Genomic DNA, 15,753 nt, shown 5'->3' on the forward strand with positions numbered 1-15,753 from the left:
CCAGTTGCGCAGCTACGCAGCACCCCCATGGCCTGGAGGCTCGAGCCTGGAGCCTGCTGGAGCGATTGCCCTGATGAAGCACCGGCGTCTGATGCGCACGATGTACGGACTCGCTCAGGATAGCTGCCCATTGCGAATCTCGGCAAGCCAGACTCGCCGTCAGTCGATCAGTACTCCGTCGGCCAGTCCCGGTTCGACCACCCGCAACCCGTCGATGGCCGCGAGTTCACGGAGTTCGGCAGGGAATTCGCAGGTACTCAAGGCCAAAACGGTGGGGCCTGCCCCCGACACGGTAGCGGCGATGCCCGCCGCGCGCAGCCGGGAAATCCAGGTGGTGGTCAGCGGGAGCGCGGGCGCGCGCTGGGCTTGGTGCAGCCGGTCGGCTGTCGCTGGCATCAGCAGATCGGGACGTTGGGTCAGCGCCACCACCGCCAAAGCGGCCCTGCTTACGTTGAACGCGGCGTCACCGTGCGGCACGACCTCGGGCAACAAACCCCTGGTGTGCGCGGTGGACGAGCGTTCTTCCGGAATGAGCACCACCGGCCGCAGCGCCGGATGAGCGTCGAGCCGCACGGCCCGGTAGACCCGGCCGTGGTGCTCGGCCACCGGCACGCCGTCCTGGCCGATGTCGGCGGCCCGGTCGGTCTCGGTCCAGGACACAACGACGCCGCCGAGCACGCTGGCCGCCGCGTTGTCCGGGTGGCCCTCGAATTCCGCTGCGAGCTGCACCAATTGGTCGGTGGAGATGGCAAGCTCCGGATCGAACTTCGCCGCGATGGCGCACCCGGCGGCCAGCCCGCCGACGACCGCCGAGGCCGAGGACCCGAGCCCGCGCGAATGCGGAATCACGTTGCGGCACACCACATCGAGCCCGTCGGCCCAGACGCCCGCCGATTCGAGTCCGCGCTCGATCGCGCGCACCACGAGATGTGAAGGGCCCCAGGGGACATCGTCGGCGCCCTCACCCTCGACCCGGATGTTGAGCCCGGAATCGGTAGTGCGCACCTCGATCTCGTCGTAGATCCCCAAAGCCATACCGAGCGAATCGAATCCGGGACCGAGGTTCGCGCTGGAGGCCGGCACCCGCGCGGTCACCGAAAGACCCGCTGGCAGCGTACGACTCGGGCTCGCGGTCCGCGGCCGTACGTACAGCTGGCCTTCGCGCGAATCCAACTCAGGCCAGCTCTAGTTCGGCGGCGACCGCGACCGGGTCGACCGGAATCGCCTGCACCTGCGGCATTCCAAGCAGCGCGGTGTCGGGATCCTTGAGCCCGTTGCCGGTGACGGTGCACACGACGGTCAGGCCCGAGTCGAGCCAGCCCTCCTTGTGCGCGGCGAGCAGACCGGCGACGCTGGCCGCCGAGGCTGGCTCGACGAACACGCCCTCACGCGCGGCGACGAGGCGGTATGCCGCAAGGATCTCGTCGTCGGTGGCGGCGCGGAACGCGCCGCCGGACTCGTCCTTGGCCGCCATCGCGCCGTTCCAGGACGCGGGCGCGCCGATCCGGATGGCCGTCGCGATGGTCTCCGGATTGCGCACCGGGGCGCCGTTGACCAGCGGCGCGGCACCGGCGGCCTGCACGCCGAGCATGCGCGGCAGCTGGGTGGTGATGCCGTCGGCGTAGTACTCGCGATAGCCGCGCCAGTAGGCGGTGATGTTGCCGGCGTTGCCCACCGGCAGCGCGTGCACGTCGGGCGCCCTGCCGAGCACGTCGCAGATTTCGAACGACGCGGTCTTCTGGCCCTCGATCCTGGCCGGGTTCACCGAGTTGACCAGGCCGATGCTCGGAAAGTCCGAGGTCACCTTGCGGGCGAGCTCCAGGCAGTCGTCGAAGTTGCCGTCCACCTGAATGATCTTGGCGCCCAGCATGACCGCCTGGGCCAGCTTGCCCATCGCGATCTTGCCCTGCGGGATCAGCACGGCACAGGTCATGCCCGCGCGAGTGGCGTAGGCCGCCGCGGATGCCGAGGTGTTGCCGGTGGACGCGCAGAGCACCGCCTGCTGACCCTGGTACTTGGCGTCGGTGATCGCGACCGTCATGCCGCGGTCCTTGAACGAGCCGGTCGGGTTCAGGCCCTCGACCTTGAGATAAACATCACATCCGGTCAATTCGGACAGGTGCGGTGCGGGCACCAGCGGCGTACCGCCCTCGTACAGGGTGACCGGCTCCCACTCGGCCGCGCCCGCGATCCGATCGCGGTAAGCCGCGATCAGACCCGGCCAGCGGGAGTGCACTCCTGCTTGCGGCGCCACGCCAGTCCTACTCATTCTTCGGTGCCTTCCAATCTCAAAACACTGGTGATTGATGTGACGGATTCCATCTCGCCAAGGGCGGCGACGGTGTCCGCGAGCGCGGATTCCACGGCGTGGTGGGTAACCACGACCAAGCGAGCTCCGGTGCCGTGCCCCTCTTGGCGGACGGTCGAAATGCTCACCCCGTGCTTGGCGAATTCGCCCGCCACCGCGGCAAGTACCCCGGGACGGTCTGCCACCTGCAGGTTCACGTGATAGCGGGTGGGTGTATCGCCGATCGGCGCGATCGGTAGCTCAGCATAAACCGATTCGCCGGGAGCGCGGCCACCGTAGAACTTGTTGCGCGCGGCCATCACCAGATCGCCGAGCACCGCGGACGCGGTCGGCGCGCCGCCGGCGCCCTGTCCGTAGAACATCAGCCGTCCCGCGTTCTCGGCCTCCACGACCACCGCGTTGAACGCGCCGCTCACGGCGGCTAAAGGATGCTTGCGCGGCACCAGGGCCGGGTAGACGCGCACCGAAACGCGCTCCTTGCCGCCCTCGGCCAGGCTCGGCTCGCCGGGTCCGGCGGGCACCCGCTCGCAGATGGCGAGCAGCTTGACCGTGCAGTTCAGCGCGGACGCGGTCTCCAGATCCTCGGAGCTGATCTTGGAGATGCCCTCGCGGTACACGTCGGCGGCGGTCACCCTGGTGTGGAAGGCGAGCGAGGCCAGGATCGCGGCCTTGGCGGCGGCGTCGTAGCCCTCGACATCGGCGGTCGGGTCGGCCTCGGCGTAACCGAGGCGGGTGGCCTCGGCCAGGGTGTCGGAGTAGTCGGCGCCGGTCTCGTCCATCGCGGAGAGGATGAAGTTGGTGGTGCCGTTGACGATGCCCACGACCCGGTTGACCCGGTCACCGGCCAGCGACTGGATCAGCGGGCGGACCACCGGGATGGCACCGGCAACCGCGGCCTCGAAGTAGAGGTCGGCGCGGTTGCGTTCGGCGGCCGCCGCGAGTTCGCCGGTGTAGTCGGCCAGCAGCGCCTTGTTCGCGGTCACCACGGATTTGCCAGCGTTCAGCGCGGCCAGGATCAGGCGGCGCGGCGGGTCGATGCCGCCGATCACCTCGACAACCAGGTCGACGTCGTCGCGGGCGACCAGGGCGTCCGCGTCGGTGGTCAGCAGGTGGGCAGGCAGGCCGCGGTCGGTGTCGAGATTGCGGACGGCGACGCCGCGAAGGACCAGCGGCGCGCCGACGCGGGAACGCATATCGTCGGAATGCTCACGCAGAATCCGCACCACCTCGGTGCCGACATTGCCCATGCCGAGGACCGCGACGCCGATCGGTTGATCTCTCCCCCAGGTGTTCTGAGCGGGATTGGGCCCACCCGCCGCCCGGCCACCACCCCCGATGGAATCGCTGCGCGATACAGAGTTCATTGCACCTCCAAGCTGAGCAGGTCCGCCACCGTTTCCCGGCGCAGAATGAGTCGCGGTTGTCCGTCACGCACCGCGACCACCGCGGGGCGGGTCAGCTGGTTGTATCGGCTCGACATCGAATAGCAGTACGCGCCCGTCGCGGCGACGGCGACGAGATCGCCGGGGCCGACATCTTCGGGCATCCAGGTGTCACGGATGACGATATCGCCACTCTCACAATGCTTTCCGACGACGCGCGCGACCACGGGCGCGGCATCGGAGGAACGGGAGACCAGGCGGCAGTCGTAGTCGGCCTGGTACAGCGCCGGGCGGATGTTGTCGCTCATGCCGCCGTCGACGCTGATGTAGCGCCTGCGCAGGCCGCCGTCGAGGGAGACGTCCTTGACGGTGCCGACCTCGTACAGGGTGACGGTGCCTGGTCCGGCGATGGCGCGGCCGGGCTCCACCGCGATCCTCGGCTGCGGCAGGCCGATGACGGCCGCCTCCGCGGCGACCAGGTCGCACACCTTACCGGCGAAGTCGTCCAGCGGCGGCGGGTCATCGCTCGGCAGGTACGAAATACCAAGTCCGCCACCGAGATCCAGCGTGGAGATCTGCGCGGTGCGGTCGACGCCGAACTTTTCGATGGCGTCGTGCAGCAACCGCAGCATGCGGCGCGCGGCGATCTCGAAGCCGTCGATATCGAAGATCTGCGAACCGATGTGGCTGTGCAGGCCGACCAGGCGCAGGTTGTCCGCGTCGAAGACGCGCGCGAGCGCCTCCATGGCGTCACCACCGGCGATCGAGAAGCCGAACTTCTGATCCTCGTGCGCGGTCGAAATGTATTCGTGCGTATGGGCTTCCACGCCGACAGTCACTCGGACGAGCACGTCCTGCAGCACACCGGCGCGGCCAGCGATAGCCTCTAGTCGCTCGATCTCGATCAGCGAATCGACGACAACGTGGCCGACACCGGCGGCCACCGCGGCCTCCAGCTCAGTCGCCGATTTGTTGTTGCCGTGCAAGGCAATTCGCTCGGCCGGGAAGCCGGCGTGCAGGGCGACCGCGAGTTCGCCGCCGGAGCACACGTCGAGCGACAGGCCCTCGTCGCGGATCCATCGGGCGATCTCGCCGCACAGAAAAGCCTTGGACGCGTAGTGAACTCGCGCGTTCGGGCCGAACGCGCGCACCATATCGCGGCAGCGGGAGCGGAAGTCGTCCTCGTCGATCACAAACAGCGGGGTGCCGAATTCGGCGGCAAGCTCGTGCACCGGCACACCGGCCAGCCGCACCACGCCGTCGGCGTCGCGGGAGGCGTTGCGCGGCCACACATTCGCGGGCAGATCGATCATCTGCCGCGGGTCACGGGGACGCTCCGGCAGATTGGGGGCGTGCGGAATCTCAGCGTGCCGAGGTCCAGCGGGGTGTGCACTCATACTAAATCCTCCCTGGCGCTCGTCTGAAAAGTCTTGTGCCCGTTCACATGCGCTCCGGTGCACTTACGCCGAGCAGGGCGAGGCCGTTCGCGAGGACCTGACGGGTCGCGTTGACCATCACCAAGCGCGCGGCATTGGTCGGGCTGACGGGCTCGTCCCCGAGGGGAAGCACGCGCAGGTTCTTGTTGGTCTGGAACCGGTGATAGGTACCGGCCAGTTCCTCCAGGTAGCGGGCCACCCGGTGCGGCTCGCGCAGGCCAGCGGCGCTGCTCACCACCCTGGGGTACTCGCCGAGGGTGCGAATGAGCTCGCCCTCTTCGTCGGAGGTCAGCAGCGCGAGATCCGGTGTCACCTTGTCGTATTCGAGTTCGGCGGCATTGCGCGCGATCGACGCGGTCCGCGCGTGCGCGTATTGCACGTAGTAGACCGGGTTCTCGCTGCTCTGGCTGGTCCAGAGATCGAGGTCGATATCGATGCTGGAGTTCACCGAGGAACGCACGAGCACGTACCGACCGGCGTCAACGCCGATCGCCTCGACCAAATCCTCGAGGGTGACCACGGTGCCGGCACGCTTGCTCATTTTCACGGCGACACCGTCTTTGAGCAGATTCACCATCTGCCCGATCAGCACCTCGACGGTGGCCGGATCGTCACCGGATACCGAGGCGATCGCCTTCAACCGGCCGATATAGCCGTGATGGTCGGCGCCGAGCATGTAAATACACAGATCGAAACCGCGCTCGCGCTTGTTCTGGAAGTAGGCGATATCACCGGCGACATATGCGGGCTTGCCGTCGCTTTTGATGACGACGCGGTCCTGATCGTCCCCGTATTCGGAACTCGCGATCCACCACGCGCCGTCTTTTTCATAAAGGTCGCCGGAATCCTTCATCTTCGCGACGGCCTGATCCACCGCACCGGATTCGAACAGCGAGCTCTCGTTGAAGAAGACATCGAAGTCCGTGCCGAACTCGTGCAGCGACTGCCTGATCTGCGCGAACATCAGCTCGACGCCTTCGGCGCGGAACAGCTCCTGCTGCTCGGCTTCCGGCAGTGTCGGCGCCTCCGGATGCGCGGCGACGATGGTGTTCGCGATCTCGCCGATGTAGGCGCCCGCGTAGCCGTCGTCCGGCGTCGGCGCGCCGGTGGCCGCCGCGACCAGCGACCTGGCGAACCGCTCGATCTGCGCGCCGTGATCGTTGAAGTAGTACTCGCGCACCACGTCGGCGCCCTGCGCGGCCAAGATTCGGCCGAGCGCGTCGCCCGCCGCGGCCCACCTGGTCCCGCCGAGATGCACCGGCCCGGTCGGGTTCGCCGATACGAACTCCAGGTTGATCCTGGTGCCCTTCAGCGTCTCCGAGCTGCCGTACGCGGCACCGGCGGCGAGCACCTGCTCCAGAATCGCGCCCTGCGCGGACGCGGCGAGCCGGATGTTGAGGAAGCCGGGCCCGGCCACCTCGGCCGAGGACACCGCGTCGGCCGCGCTCAGCGCCTCGGCGAGCCAGGTCGCCAGATCGCGCGGATTCACGCCCGCCTTTTTCGCGACCTTCATCGCCACATTCGTGGCATAGTCACCGTGTTCCGGGTTGCGGGGGCGCTCGACAGTGACCTCATCGGGCAGGACCGCGGGGTCCAGTCCGCGTTCGACAAGCACCTTCGCCGCGGTAGTGCGAAGGAGATCTGCAAGGTCAGCTGGAGTCACGAGTCTCTATCCTATGGTCTTGGCGGGTGTACACCTCGAGTGGGCACTGCGCCGGAACCGTCCGCAATCCACAGCCATACCGCGGATCCATCACATCGAGAAAGCACAACGAGCGATGCCGAGCAGTCCCAGCGCCAAATCGGCCAAGGCCGCCGCCAAGTTGTCGGGTCCCCGCAAAGGGGGCGGGCGAGGTCAACTTCCCAAGAAGAATCGTCAGATCCCCTGGTTGGCCCTCGGCGCGGCCGTAGTCATCATCGCACTGATCGGTGCACTCGCCTACACCCTGGTACCTAAGTACCAGGAGAAGGCCGACCTGGAGAAGTTCACGCCGAGCGCCGAGCGCAAGGACCCGTCGGACGCGATCACGGGCGTGGTCAAGAAGGAATACCCGGCCGGGCTGCACATCGGCCCGACGCAGCGGGTGGCCTACGACCAGAGCCCCGCGTTCGGCGGACCGCACGACGCGTCCTGGGCGACCTGTACCGGTGTCGTGTACGACAAGCCGATCCGGATGGAGAACGCGGTGCACTCGCTCGAGCACGGCGCGATTTGGATCACCTACAACCCGGACAAGGTCGATGCGGCCGGTATCGACTCGCTGAAGAGCAAGGTGCAGGGCAAGCCGTACTCGTTGATGTCGCCGTATCCCGGTCTTGATCACGCGGTCTCGCTGCAGGCGTGGGGCCATCAGCTGAAGCTGGACAGCGCGAACGACGAGCGCGTCGGCCAGTTCATCCAGGCACTGCGCCTGAACAACTACACCTACCCCGAGGTCGGCGCGGACTGCTCGACGATCGCGTTCGACACCGACAATCCGCCGCCGTTCGACCCGACGCCGCCCGGACCCGACGCGGTGCCGATGGATGGCAAGGGCCTGCAGCAGGATCAGACCGAGGCGGGCGGGATGCCCGGTGGTCTGCCCGGCGTGCCCGGGGTTCCGGGGCTGCCAGGTCTGCCCGGCATGCCGCTGCCGAACCAGCCTGCGCCGCGACCCGGGCCCAACCCGGCCCAGCCCGTGCCCAACCCGGCCCAGCCGGTGCCGGGCCAGCCGCAGCCGAGCCGCTAGTGGCCACCGAAATCGAGCCGGATTCCGCGGAGTCCGGCCTCGGTGCCAAGGTCCGCCGCCAGAGCACCGCACTGCTGATCCTCGGCGCGATCGGCGCCATCCTGATCGGCGTCGCCATCGGCACGCTGATTCGGTTGCCGCTGAACACCTCGTCCGAACCGGACCCCGGCGCGGTCGACATCGGCTTCACCCAGGACATGTCGGCCCACCACGCGCAGGCCGTCGAGATGGCGGGCGTCGTGCTGGTCCGCTCCACCGACACCGACGTGCGCCGCCTCGCCTACGACATCATGACCACCCAGCAGAACCAGGTCGGTCGGATGCAGGGCTGGCTGCAGCTGTGGGGCAAGCCCGCGCAGAGCGTCGACGGTTATATGGGCTGGATGAACGAGCAGCCGAGCGGCCACGGACATTCCAGCGCGACCCAGACCATGTCCGGTCCCATGTCGACCATGCCGGGCATGGCCACCCCCGCCGACCTCGCCGCGCTGCGCCAAGCCACCGGCCCCCCGCTCGACACCCTCTTCCTGCAACTCATGCTGCGCCACCATCAAGGCGGGCTCACGATGATCCAATACGCGGCCCAACACGCCGAAACCACCGCCGTACGCACCCTCGCCGACACCATGGACAAGACCCAACGCGGCGAAGCCCAACTCATCACCACCATGCTCACCGCACGCAACGCCACCCCACTCGCCACGAGCTGACCCGAACCGCCGCCCCCGACAACCCTTTTTGGCGCACGGCGGCCGATGCGATACGCTTTCCCCGCCCGATCGGCGGCCCCACAGCCCCGACCGGTCCTATCCCGCCCTCGTAGCTCAGGGGATAGAGCGTCTGCCTCCGGAGCAGAAGGCCGCAGGTTCGAATCCTGCCGAGGGCACACAGCAGAGAGGCCCCTGATCAGCAGAACTTGCGATCAGGGGCCGTTCTCGTTCCAGCGGTCGACCCGCCTCGTCTAGCCCGCATCCGGCAGTTGGTGGCGGAACCATGTGGTGAGGGCGGTGTCGACCGCGCGGGCGTGAGGCAGTTGTGGTGCGGGTTCGATGCCGGGCTCGTCGGCGAGTGGGTGTGCCAGGCCGGGGATCGACCGCAATTCGGAACTATCTCCTACCGCGTCGACGAGGTCGCGCGCGTCGGTGCGCAGCGCTGGGTGATCCAGCTCGCCGCTGATGACGAGCAGGGGTGCGCGACCGGCGATGGCGCTCGCCTTTTCGACGAAATCCAGGCTGTCGACGGCCTTTTCGGACTCGGCGTCGTACGGGTAGTCGCCAGGGAACAGGTCGACGACGGAGCGCATCCGGATGGCGGCGTTCACCAGGGCGGCGGCGAAGATCGGTAGCTCGGTCTCGGCGAGGATTCGCAACGCGACGGCGCCGCCGAGCGAGGCGCCGAGCACGCCGATCGGGCCGTCATCGACCGGAAGTTGCGTACGGATCGAGGCCAGCGCGGCCGGGAACTCCTCGGCGGCCTGTCGGGCGAACGGGTACAGAAACGACATCAGCGGGTCTTTGTTGAACAGTGCCACGACGGCGTCCGTGCTGCCGTCGACCATGCGCGCACCGCACATCGGCATACCGAGGTGCACCCGCCACGCGGGCAGGTGGTTCATCGGCAACGCGGCCGCGAACGCGGCGTCCGACCTCGGCGCGTCCAGCATGTGCCAGGTGACGATCAACGGCGCGGTGGCGTCACCGGCTGGCGGCAATGCGGTAAACGGCACGCCAGCAGCCGTTCCCGTGATCGGTGAGTTCATGCGCCAACGGTAGGTCTACGACCGCGTTGCTGGAATCCGTTGCGCTATCAGCGAAATCGGCGCGGCGGCGAAATCCGTAGCGGCCGTGCGCGGCACACCGTAGTCTCGCCGGGTGACCGCTTCCGTCGATGATCTCGCGCGTGCGTCCGAAGCCGTCGGCGATCTGCTCGCCGCGATCCGGCCCGATCAGTGGGCCGCGCCGACACCGTGCAGTGCGTGGGATGTGCGCGGCGTGGTCGATCACCTGGTCGTAGTGAATCTGACGTTCGCGGCTCAGCTCGGCGGCGGTCCTGCGCCCGAGCTCGGCGTGGACCGCCTCGGTGACGACCCGGTCGCGGCCTTCCGCACGTCTGCCGCAACGCTGCTGGACGCGCTCGCGCGGACACCATCGGACAGCCCCGGTGTCGACCGACTGCGGCTTCGCCTCGCCGACCTGATCACGCACGGCTGGGATCTCGCCAAGGCCACCGGAATTCCGGTCCAGGTCCCCGCCGAGCTTGCCGAAGGATCACTGACGTTCCTGCGCGAGCAACTCGCCACCCGTCCACGCGGCGCGCAATTCGCCGAGCCGAAACCCATCGACGACGCCGCCCCGGCCCTCGACCGTCTCGCCGCGTTCGCCGGACGCACCGTCGCGCCGCACTCGTAACAGCGGCTAGGCGCAGCTGACCTGGAAGGCGGCGGTCTGGGTGCTGGCGGGCGTGACCTCGAGCTTGACCGACGTCGAGCTCTTCGGCTCGCAGCCGGAGACCGAGGTGAACTGGGCGAGGTAGCAGCCGGGGTCGAGGTTCGTGGTCGCGCTGCCGTCCGGGCCGGTGGTCAGGGTGGCGAGCACCGGGCCCGCCGCGCACGTGGTGATCCCGATCTGGACGCCGGCGACGGCGGCCGGCTCGGCACCTGTGGTCGCGGCCTGCACCCGCAGCGCGCCCTGACCAGCGGGAACCGGGTCGGCACCCGCGGTTCCCGCGCCCTGCGCGATGGCAAGCAGCCCGACGCCTAGCACGGACATGACGAATAGCCTGCGCATCCGAATCTCCTTCTGTACGAACGAAGATGGGCGGTGATCCCGCACCCGGCCAATATAGGCGTCCGCGGGCGCGACGTCGCCGTCGACATCGGCCGGAGCCGCTTTTCACTCGCCTTGGCATGCGGTTGCCGTAATCTTCCAGGAAGCCGAGGGGGCTGACGGAGGACGAGACGATGACTTATCCGCCGGGCGGGCAGCCGCCGCAGCACGGACCGCAGCAGCCCACCGGCTATCCGCCGCCGACGGGCTACCAGCAGGCGCCGCCGAGCGGCCATCAGCCGTCGCGCAAGAGCAAGATCGGCCTGATCGTCGCGCTGGTCGTGGTGCTACTGCTCGCGCTCGGCGGCGTGGTCGTCCTCGGCGCCGTCCTGACGACGCAGGGCAAGGGACCGCTCGCCTCCGATGGGAAGCGGATCGAGGTCGCGATCCACGACTTCTACGACACGCTGCAGGCCAAGGGATTCCGGGCGGCCGCGGGCAAGGCGTGCGCGGCGGATCAGGCCGAGTTCGACGCGCTGCCCGAGGAACAGAAGCAAGAGTTCGAGTCGGCGACGGTCGCGGTGAACATCGATAAGATCGAGAACATCGTGATCAACGGCGAAGCCGCGACCGCGCACATCGTCGGGAAACTCACCCTGGAGGTGCCGGGTCAGGCACCCGATACCGACACGAGCACCACCGAACACCTGAAGAAGGAAGACGGTAAGTGGAAGGTCTGCTCCGCGGGCTCGGGCAAGAATTGACGCCGCGCCTACGCCCATGAATAACCGAACCATCGGCACGGCATGCTGCGGGCCGACCCGGCGAACCGTGCTCGGCGCCATCGGTTTTGCCGCACTGCTGCCGTTGGCGCGGCCCGGTTCGGCTCGGGCCCAACCGAATCCGCTGATCGCGACCGACCTGGAGGTGGTCACGATCACCGACACCTCGGTGATCGTGACCTGGACAACGGTGACGCCCGATCCCACCGGACGGTTGACGCCGGTGGACGCCGACGCGGAAGTCCGTCTTGTCCCGTCAGATTCGGCCAGCGCACCCGTTCCAATGCATGCCGACCCGCAACCGACACCGTTCCACTACGCCGAAATCGACGGCCTCGAACCCGGCCGCACTTACCGTTTCGAGGCTTGGTCCAACGGCGTGCGCGCGATCCCCACGCTCTCGCTGACCACGCTCAGCCCCGGAACTCCCGAAACCACCGGCGAATTCACCACATTGGTGCCACCGCCGGGCCGCCAGCTGCACACCCTCGCCCTCGCCAACGACGTGCACTACGGCGAAGAGGTCAGCGGCCTGATCGTCGATAATCTGCCGCCCGGCGTCCGTCAGGACGTGCCGCCCTACCCCGAGGTGATGCTAGCCGCCCTGCTCGACGATGTGCGCCGCCCCGACCGCGGCGCCGAGCACCTGCTCATCGCGGGCGACCTCACCAGCGAAGCGTCCCAGCGGGATTCGCGCGCCGTGCGCGCGAAGCTCGACGCGTGGGGCACGCTCGGCAGCGACTACTTCGTCGTGCGCGGCAACCACGATCGTCCACACGTCGGCCCGGATTACGCGAGCTGTCAGCCCGCACCCGCCGACCACTACGACTGCTGGGCCGACGCGTTCCTCCCGCGCCAGCAGCTGATCGAGCACGAATTCGGCGGCCTGCGCCTGCTCGGCTTGGACACCAGCGAGCTCGACGGCTCCGGCGGCACCATCGATCGCCCGCAATTCGACGTGCTCGCCGAGCGATTGCGCGCCGACCCCGACCGGCCGACCCTCGTCTTCGGCCACCACCCGGTCACCATCGAATCCGGCCTGACCAATCTCGCGGGACCGGGATTCGTCCTCAACTGCCGCGACAGCGCCGAACTGCAAGCACTGTATGACCGATCCCCCGGCGTCTTCCTGCACCACAGCGGCCATACCCACCGCAATCGCCGCACCCGACCCGACACCGCCTGCGCCGTCGAATTCCTGGAAGTGGCTGCGGTGAAGGAATATCCGGGCGGTTACAGCCTGCTCCGCCTGTACGAGGGCGGCTATATGCTCAACTTCTACAAAACCCGCACCGACGCGGCCCGCCGCTGGAGCGCGACCACCAGATCCGAATACTTCGGCCTGCTCCCGGATTACACCCTCGGCACCACCGCCGACCGCAATCACGTTGTGCTGCGCGACTTCTCGGGACTCGGCTGACGCCGAGGGACGAGGTGCTCGATTCGGCATTGTGGCGAATGCCGAACCGAGCGTTACCGCCTGAGGCGACCCTCGAACCCTGTTGGAGCGAGCGGCGGGAATTGAACCCGCGTAAACGGCTTTGCAGACCGTTGCCTCAACCACTCAGCCACGCCCGCCTCGCGATAGATATTGCCGCGAACGGACTCCCGGCCACACCCTTGCGCTCACACTGATTCGAAGCGCACATGGAATGATCGGAACATGTCTCGGCCACGCCCACTTCCGCTCGACCCGATCGAGGAGGCCCATCGCCAATGGGTCGGCCACGGCTGGGGTGACGTGGCCGATGGCATGGCCGCGGTGACCTCCTTGGTACGCGCCCAGCAAATCGTGATGGCCCGGGTGGACGAGGCGTTGAAACCGACCGGTTTGACCTTCTCCCGATACGAACTTCTCATGCTGCTGAATTTCAGCAAGACCGGCGCACTGCCGATGGCGAAGGCCAGCGCCCGGCTGCAGGTGCACCCGACCAGCGTGACCAACACCGTCGATCGGCTCGAGGCGGCGAAGCTGGTCGAGCGGGTGCCGCACCCGACCGACCGGCGCGCGACCCTGATCGAGATCACCGCGGCGGGAAGGGAATTGGTCGCTCAGGCGACCGAGGAACTCAACACGAAGGTCTTCGCACTGCCCGGTCTCGCGCCGGATCGGCTGCACACGCTGCTGCAGTTACTCGCGGAATTCCGACAGGCCGCAGGCGACTTCGATACCGGCGGCGAACAGGCGCGCTGGTCCACGACCTAGCGGAAACGAGACGTCCGTACTGGTCGGTTCAATACACCCGCTGATTGACCACCGGGTAACGGTCCGGCATCCAACTAGCGAATTTACCGGCCCGTTGTCTTGGCAGCGGGCCCAAAAGGGTTCACCATGTAAACCATGGTGCTGGTCTTGGGGGTATCGGCGGGCGCTGGTGGCGCACGCGCGATGCTGACACATTCCGATCAGCCACACCTCCCCCCGATCGACCGCTGCCAGGTGCCGCGCCGCGCGGGCGGCAGTATCGAAGAACCCGTTTTCGAGGCCATCCGCCAGATGCGCGGCGCCGCGGACCGGCGCGACGAACTGGTCACCGGAACGGCCGTGACCTGCCGCTGCACCATGCACGCCGACGCCATCCGAACCATCGCGGGCCGCAACCGCCTCACCATCGTCGACGAACCGCTCGCCCAGCTGCGCTATCTGCGTTTCACCGGCCAGCTGCCCGACGACGGCTCGGTGCTGCTCTACGACCTCGGCACCTCCGGCCTGACCATTACGCACGCCGACTGCCGCAACGACACCATCTTGGCCGGCAAACGCAGCACGGTGCTCGGCGGCGACGGCTACGACGCGCTGCTGCGCTGGCAGCTCGCGCGCGGCGGCGTGCTCACCGACAAGCTGACCAGCCGCAGGCATCGCGAGGCGTTGAGCAGCGAGCGGGTAGTCACCGCGATCGATCCGATCTCCGGCGGCCGCGAGGTGGTCACCCGCAGTGACCTGGCGGAATTGTGCGCGGCGAGCATCCATCATTCGGCGTCGTTCGTGCGTCAGCTCATCGAGGAGAGCGGCGTGCAGCCGGAGGCGTTGGTGCTGCTCGGCGGCTGCACCCGCAACCCGAGCATCCGTGACGAGCTCGCGGAGCTGATCGATCTGCCGATCATCTACGACCCGGAACCGGATTACGTCTCGGCCCGCGGCGCGGTGCTGCTCGCGGCGGAACGCCACAGCGGCGACGTGCGGATGGCGCGGGTGCGGGCGGGCGCGTCGCTGTCCGCCTCCCTGGTGCACGGCCCGGTCGACCGGCGCAAGCTCATCGCCGCCGTCGCGGTGACCGCGGCGCTCGGCGCGACGATCGCGGGAATCCTTGCCATGGACCGGACTTCGGCCGAACCGAGCCACGGCACCACGCCGACGCCGATCGAGATCGTCGGGCCGTCGCCGTCGGCTTTCGGCTAGCTCGTCCGCGGCTAAGTGGACAGCCATTCTGCCGCGGACCGCACCTCATCATGATCAACGGCACCTGGTGCGCGGCCAGGTGCCGTTGACGGAATGACTCAGCGGTTGGTGAACTTCGCGGGACGCTTCTCCACGAAGGCGGCCATGCCTTCCTTCTGATCCTCGATCGCGAAGAGCGAGTGGAACACTCGGCGTTCGAAGCGAAGCCCCTCGGCGAGCGTGGTTTCGAAGGAGCGGTTGACCGATTCCTTCGCAATCATGGTGACCGGCAACGACATCGACGCGATGGTGTCGGCGACCTCGAGCGCGGTGTCCAGGAGTTCGGCGGCGGGCACGATGCGCGAAACCAGCCCGGCGCGCTCGGCCTCCTCCGCGTCCATGTTGCGTCCGGTGAGCACCAGGTCCATCGCCTTGGCCTTGCCGACCGCGCGGGTGAGCCGCTGCGAACCACCGATGCCGGGGATGACGCCGAGCTTGATCTCGGGCTGGCCGAACTTCGCCGTGTCGGCCGCGATCAGGATGTCGCAGATCATGGCGAGTTCGCAGCCGCCGCCGAGGGCGTATCCGGCGACCGCGGCAATGGTCGGCTTGCGGAATTGGGCGAGCCGGTCCCAGCGCGCGAAGTAGTCGTTGAGGAACATGTCCATGTACGACTTCGGCTGCATCTCCTTGATATCGGCACCGGCCGCGAAGGCGCGGTCTGAGCCGGTGATGACAACGGCGCCGATCTCGTCATCGCGTTCCAGCTCGTCGAGCGCGGCGATGACATCGTCGAGGACCTTGGCATTGAGTGCGTTGAGCGCCTTCGGGCGGTTCAGCGTGATCCAGCCGACCCGGCCCTTGCGCTCCAGCAGAATCGTCTCGAATTCGGGCCCGCCCGTCGCCCGGCCGTCGCCCCCCACGGAATCGCTTCGCGATGCAGTCATCTTCAGGCACCTTCTCGGTCGGGAT

General features: G+C 68.0%; 15 protein-coding genes and 2 tRNA genes. 8 read left to right on the plus strand and 9 right to left on the minus strand.

Annotation, left to right across the window (positions count from 1 at the left end; all coding sequences use genetic code 11):
- Positions 1-159 precede the first annotated feature (159 nt).
- The 5 genes from thrB to argS are packed head-to-tail and all read right to left on the minus strand — an operon-like array spanning position 160 to position 6,789.
- A complete protein-coding gene (gene thrB / locus OG203_RS18995; RefSeq protein WP_405167914.1) occupies positions 160-1,152 on the minus strand; it encodes a homoserine kinase in 993 nt (330 codons plus the stop codon).
- A 22-nt stretch (positions 1,153-1,174) separates the two neighbouring features.
- Complete coding sequence (gene thrC, locus OG203_RS19000; protein WP_405166985.1) at positions 1,175-2,269, minus strand: threonine synthase; 1,095 nt, start codon at positions 2,267-2,269, stop codon at positions 1,175-1,177.
- Complete coding sequence (locus OG203_RS19005) at positions 2,266-3,672, minus strand: homoserine dehydrogenase (RefSeq protein ID WP_405166986.1); 1,407 nt, start codon at positions 3,670-3,672, stop codon at positions 2,266-2,268. The genes thrC and OG203_RS19005 overlap by 4 nt, the downstream gene beginning before the upstream one ends.
- Positions 3,669-5,087, minus strand: a complete 1,419-nt coding sequence (gene lysA / locus OG203_RS19010) for a diaminopimelate decarboxylase (protein WP_405166987.1) — start codon at positions 5,085-5,087, stop codon at positions 3,669-3,671. Before lysA ends, OG203_RS19005 begins: the two co-directional genes overlap by 4 nt.
- A gap of 43 nt (positions 5,088-5,130) precedes the next feature.
- Positions 5,131-6,789 carry an arginine--tRNA ligase gene (argS, locus tag OG203_RS19015; RefSeq protein WP_405166988.1) on the minus strand — a complete coding sequence of 553 codons (1,659 nt, stop codon included), beginning with the start codon at positions 6,787-6,789 and terminating at the stop codon, positions 5,131-5,133.
- Between the two features lie 115 nt (positions 6,790-6,904).
- Between argS and OG203_RS19020 the strand changes: the two genes are divergently transcribed.
- The 3 genes from OG203_RS19020 to OG203_RS19030 all read left to right on the plus strand — a co-directional run bounded on the left by OG203_RS19020 (position 6,905) and on the right by OG203_RS19030 (position 8,741).
- On the plus strand, positions 6,905-7,855 hold the full coding sequence (locus tag OG203_RS19020) for a DUF3105 domain-containing protein (protein WP_405166989.1): 951 nt from the start codon (positions 6,905-6,907) through the stop codon (positions 7,853-7,855).
- On the plus strand, positions 7,855-8,565 hold the full coding sequence (locus tag OG203_RS19025) for a DUF305 domain-containing protein (protein WP_405166990.1): 711 nt from the start codon (positions 7,855-7,857) through the stop codon (positions 8,563-8,565). Before OG203_RS19020 ends, OG203_RS19025 begins: the two co-directional genes overlap by 1 nt.
- Before the next feature lie 103 nt (positions 8,566-8,668).
- A tRNA-Arg gene (locus tag OG203_RS19030) sits at positions 8,669-8,741 on the plus strand.
- Positions 8,742-8,816: 75 nt separating this feature from the next.
- Here the strand turns inward: OG203_RS19030 and OG203_RS19035 are convergent.
- Positions 8,817-9,614, minus strand: a complete 798-nt coding sequence (locus tag OG203_RS19035) for an alpha/beta hydrolase family protein (protein WP_405166991.1) — start codon at positions 9,612-9,614, stop codon at positions 8,817-8,819.
- 112 nt (positions 9,615-9,726) lie between these two features.
- Between OG203_RS19035 and OG203_RS19040 the strand changes: the two genes are divergently transcribed.
- Entirely contained in the window at positions 9,727-10,263 is a 537-nt protein-coding gene (locus OG203_RS19040) for a TIGR03086 family metal-binding protein (protein ID WP_405166992.1), read from the plus strand.
- 6 nt (positions 10,264-10,269) lie between these two features.
- On the opposite strand, the gene OG203_RS19045 is transcribed toward OG203_RS19040, so the two are convergent.
- Positions 10,270-10,641, minus strand: coding sequence for a hypothetical protein (locus tag OG203_RS19045; protein ID WP_405166993.1), 372 nt, complete (start codon positions 10,639-10,641; stop codon positions 10,270-10,272).
- 173 nt (positions 10,642-10,814) lie between these two features.
- Between OG203_RS19045 and OG203_RS19050 the strand changes: the two genes are divergently transcribed.
- Entirely contained in the window at positions 10,815-11,384 is a 570-nt protein-coding gene (locus tag OG203_RS19050) for a hypothetical protein (RefSeq protein ID WP_405166994.1), read from the plus strand.
- Positions 11,385-11,400: 16 nt separating this feature from the next.
- Positions 11,401-12,822: a metallophosphoesterase gene (locus OG203_RS19055; RefSeq protein ID WP_405166995.1), complete on the plus strand. Its 1,422-nt coding sequence runs from the start codon at positions 11,401-11,403 to the stop codon at positions 12,820-12,822.
- A gap of 83 nt (positions 12,823-12,905) precedes the next feature.
- Here OG203_RS19055 and OG203_RS19060 read toward each other — a convergent pair.
- Positions 12,906-12,980: transfer RNA gene (locus tag OG203_RS19060), tRNA-Cys, on the minus strand.
- 85 nt (positions 12,981-13,065) lie between these two features.
- Between OG203_RS19060 and OG203_RS19065 the strand changes: the two genes are divergently transcribed.
- Together OG203_RS19065 and OG203_RS19070 are read left to right on the plus strand one after the other, a co-directional pair.
- Positions 13,066-13,608, plus strand: coding sequence for a MarR family winged helix-turn-helix transcriptional regulator (locus OG203_RS19065; RefSeq protein ID WP_405166996.1), 543 nt, complete (start codon positions 13,066-13,068; stop codon positions 13,606-13,608).
- A gap of 135 nt (positions 13,609-13,743) precedes the next feature.
- Positions 13,744-14,802, plus strand: coding sequence for an Hsp70 family protein (locus tag OG203_RS19070; protein WP_405166997.1), 1,059 nt, complete (start codon positions 13,744-13,746; stop codon positions 14,800-14,802).
- 98 nt (positions 14,803-14,900) lie between these two features.
- Here OG203_RS19070 and OG203_RS19075 read toward each other — a convergent pair whose 3' ends face one another.
- A complete protein-coding gene (locus OG203_RS19075) occupies positions 14,901-15,728 on the minus strand; it encodes an enoyl-CoA hydratase (protein ID WP_405166998.1) in 828 nt (275 codons plus the stop codon).
- Positions 15,729-15,753: the final 25 nt, after the last annotated feature.

The sequence above is a fragment of the Nocardia sp. NBC_01499 genome, assembly GCF_045040275.1.
Classification (GTDB): Bacteria; Actinomycetota; Actinomycetes; order Mycobacteriales; family Mycobacteriaceae; genus Nocardia.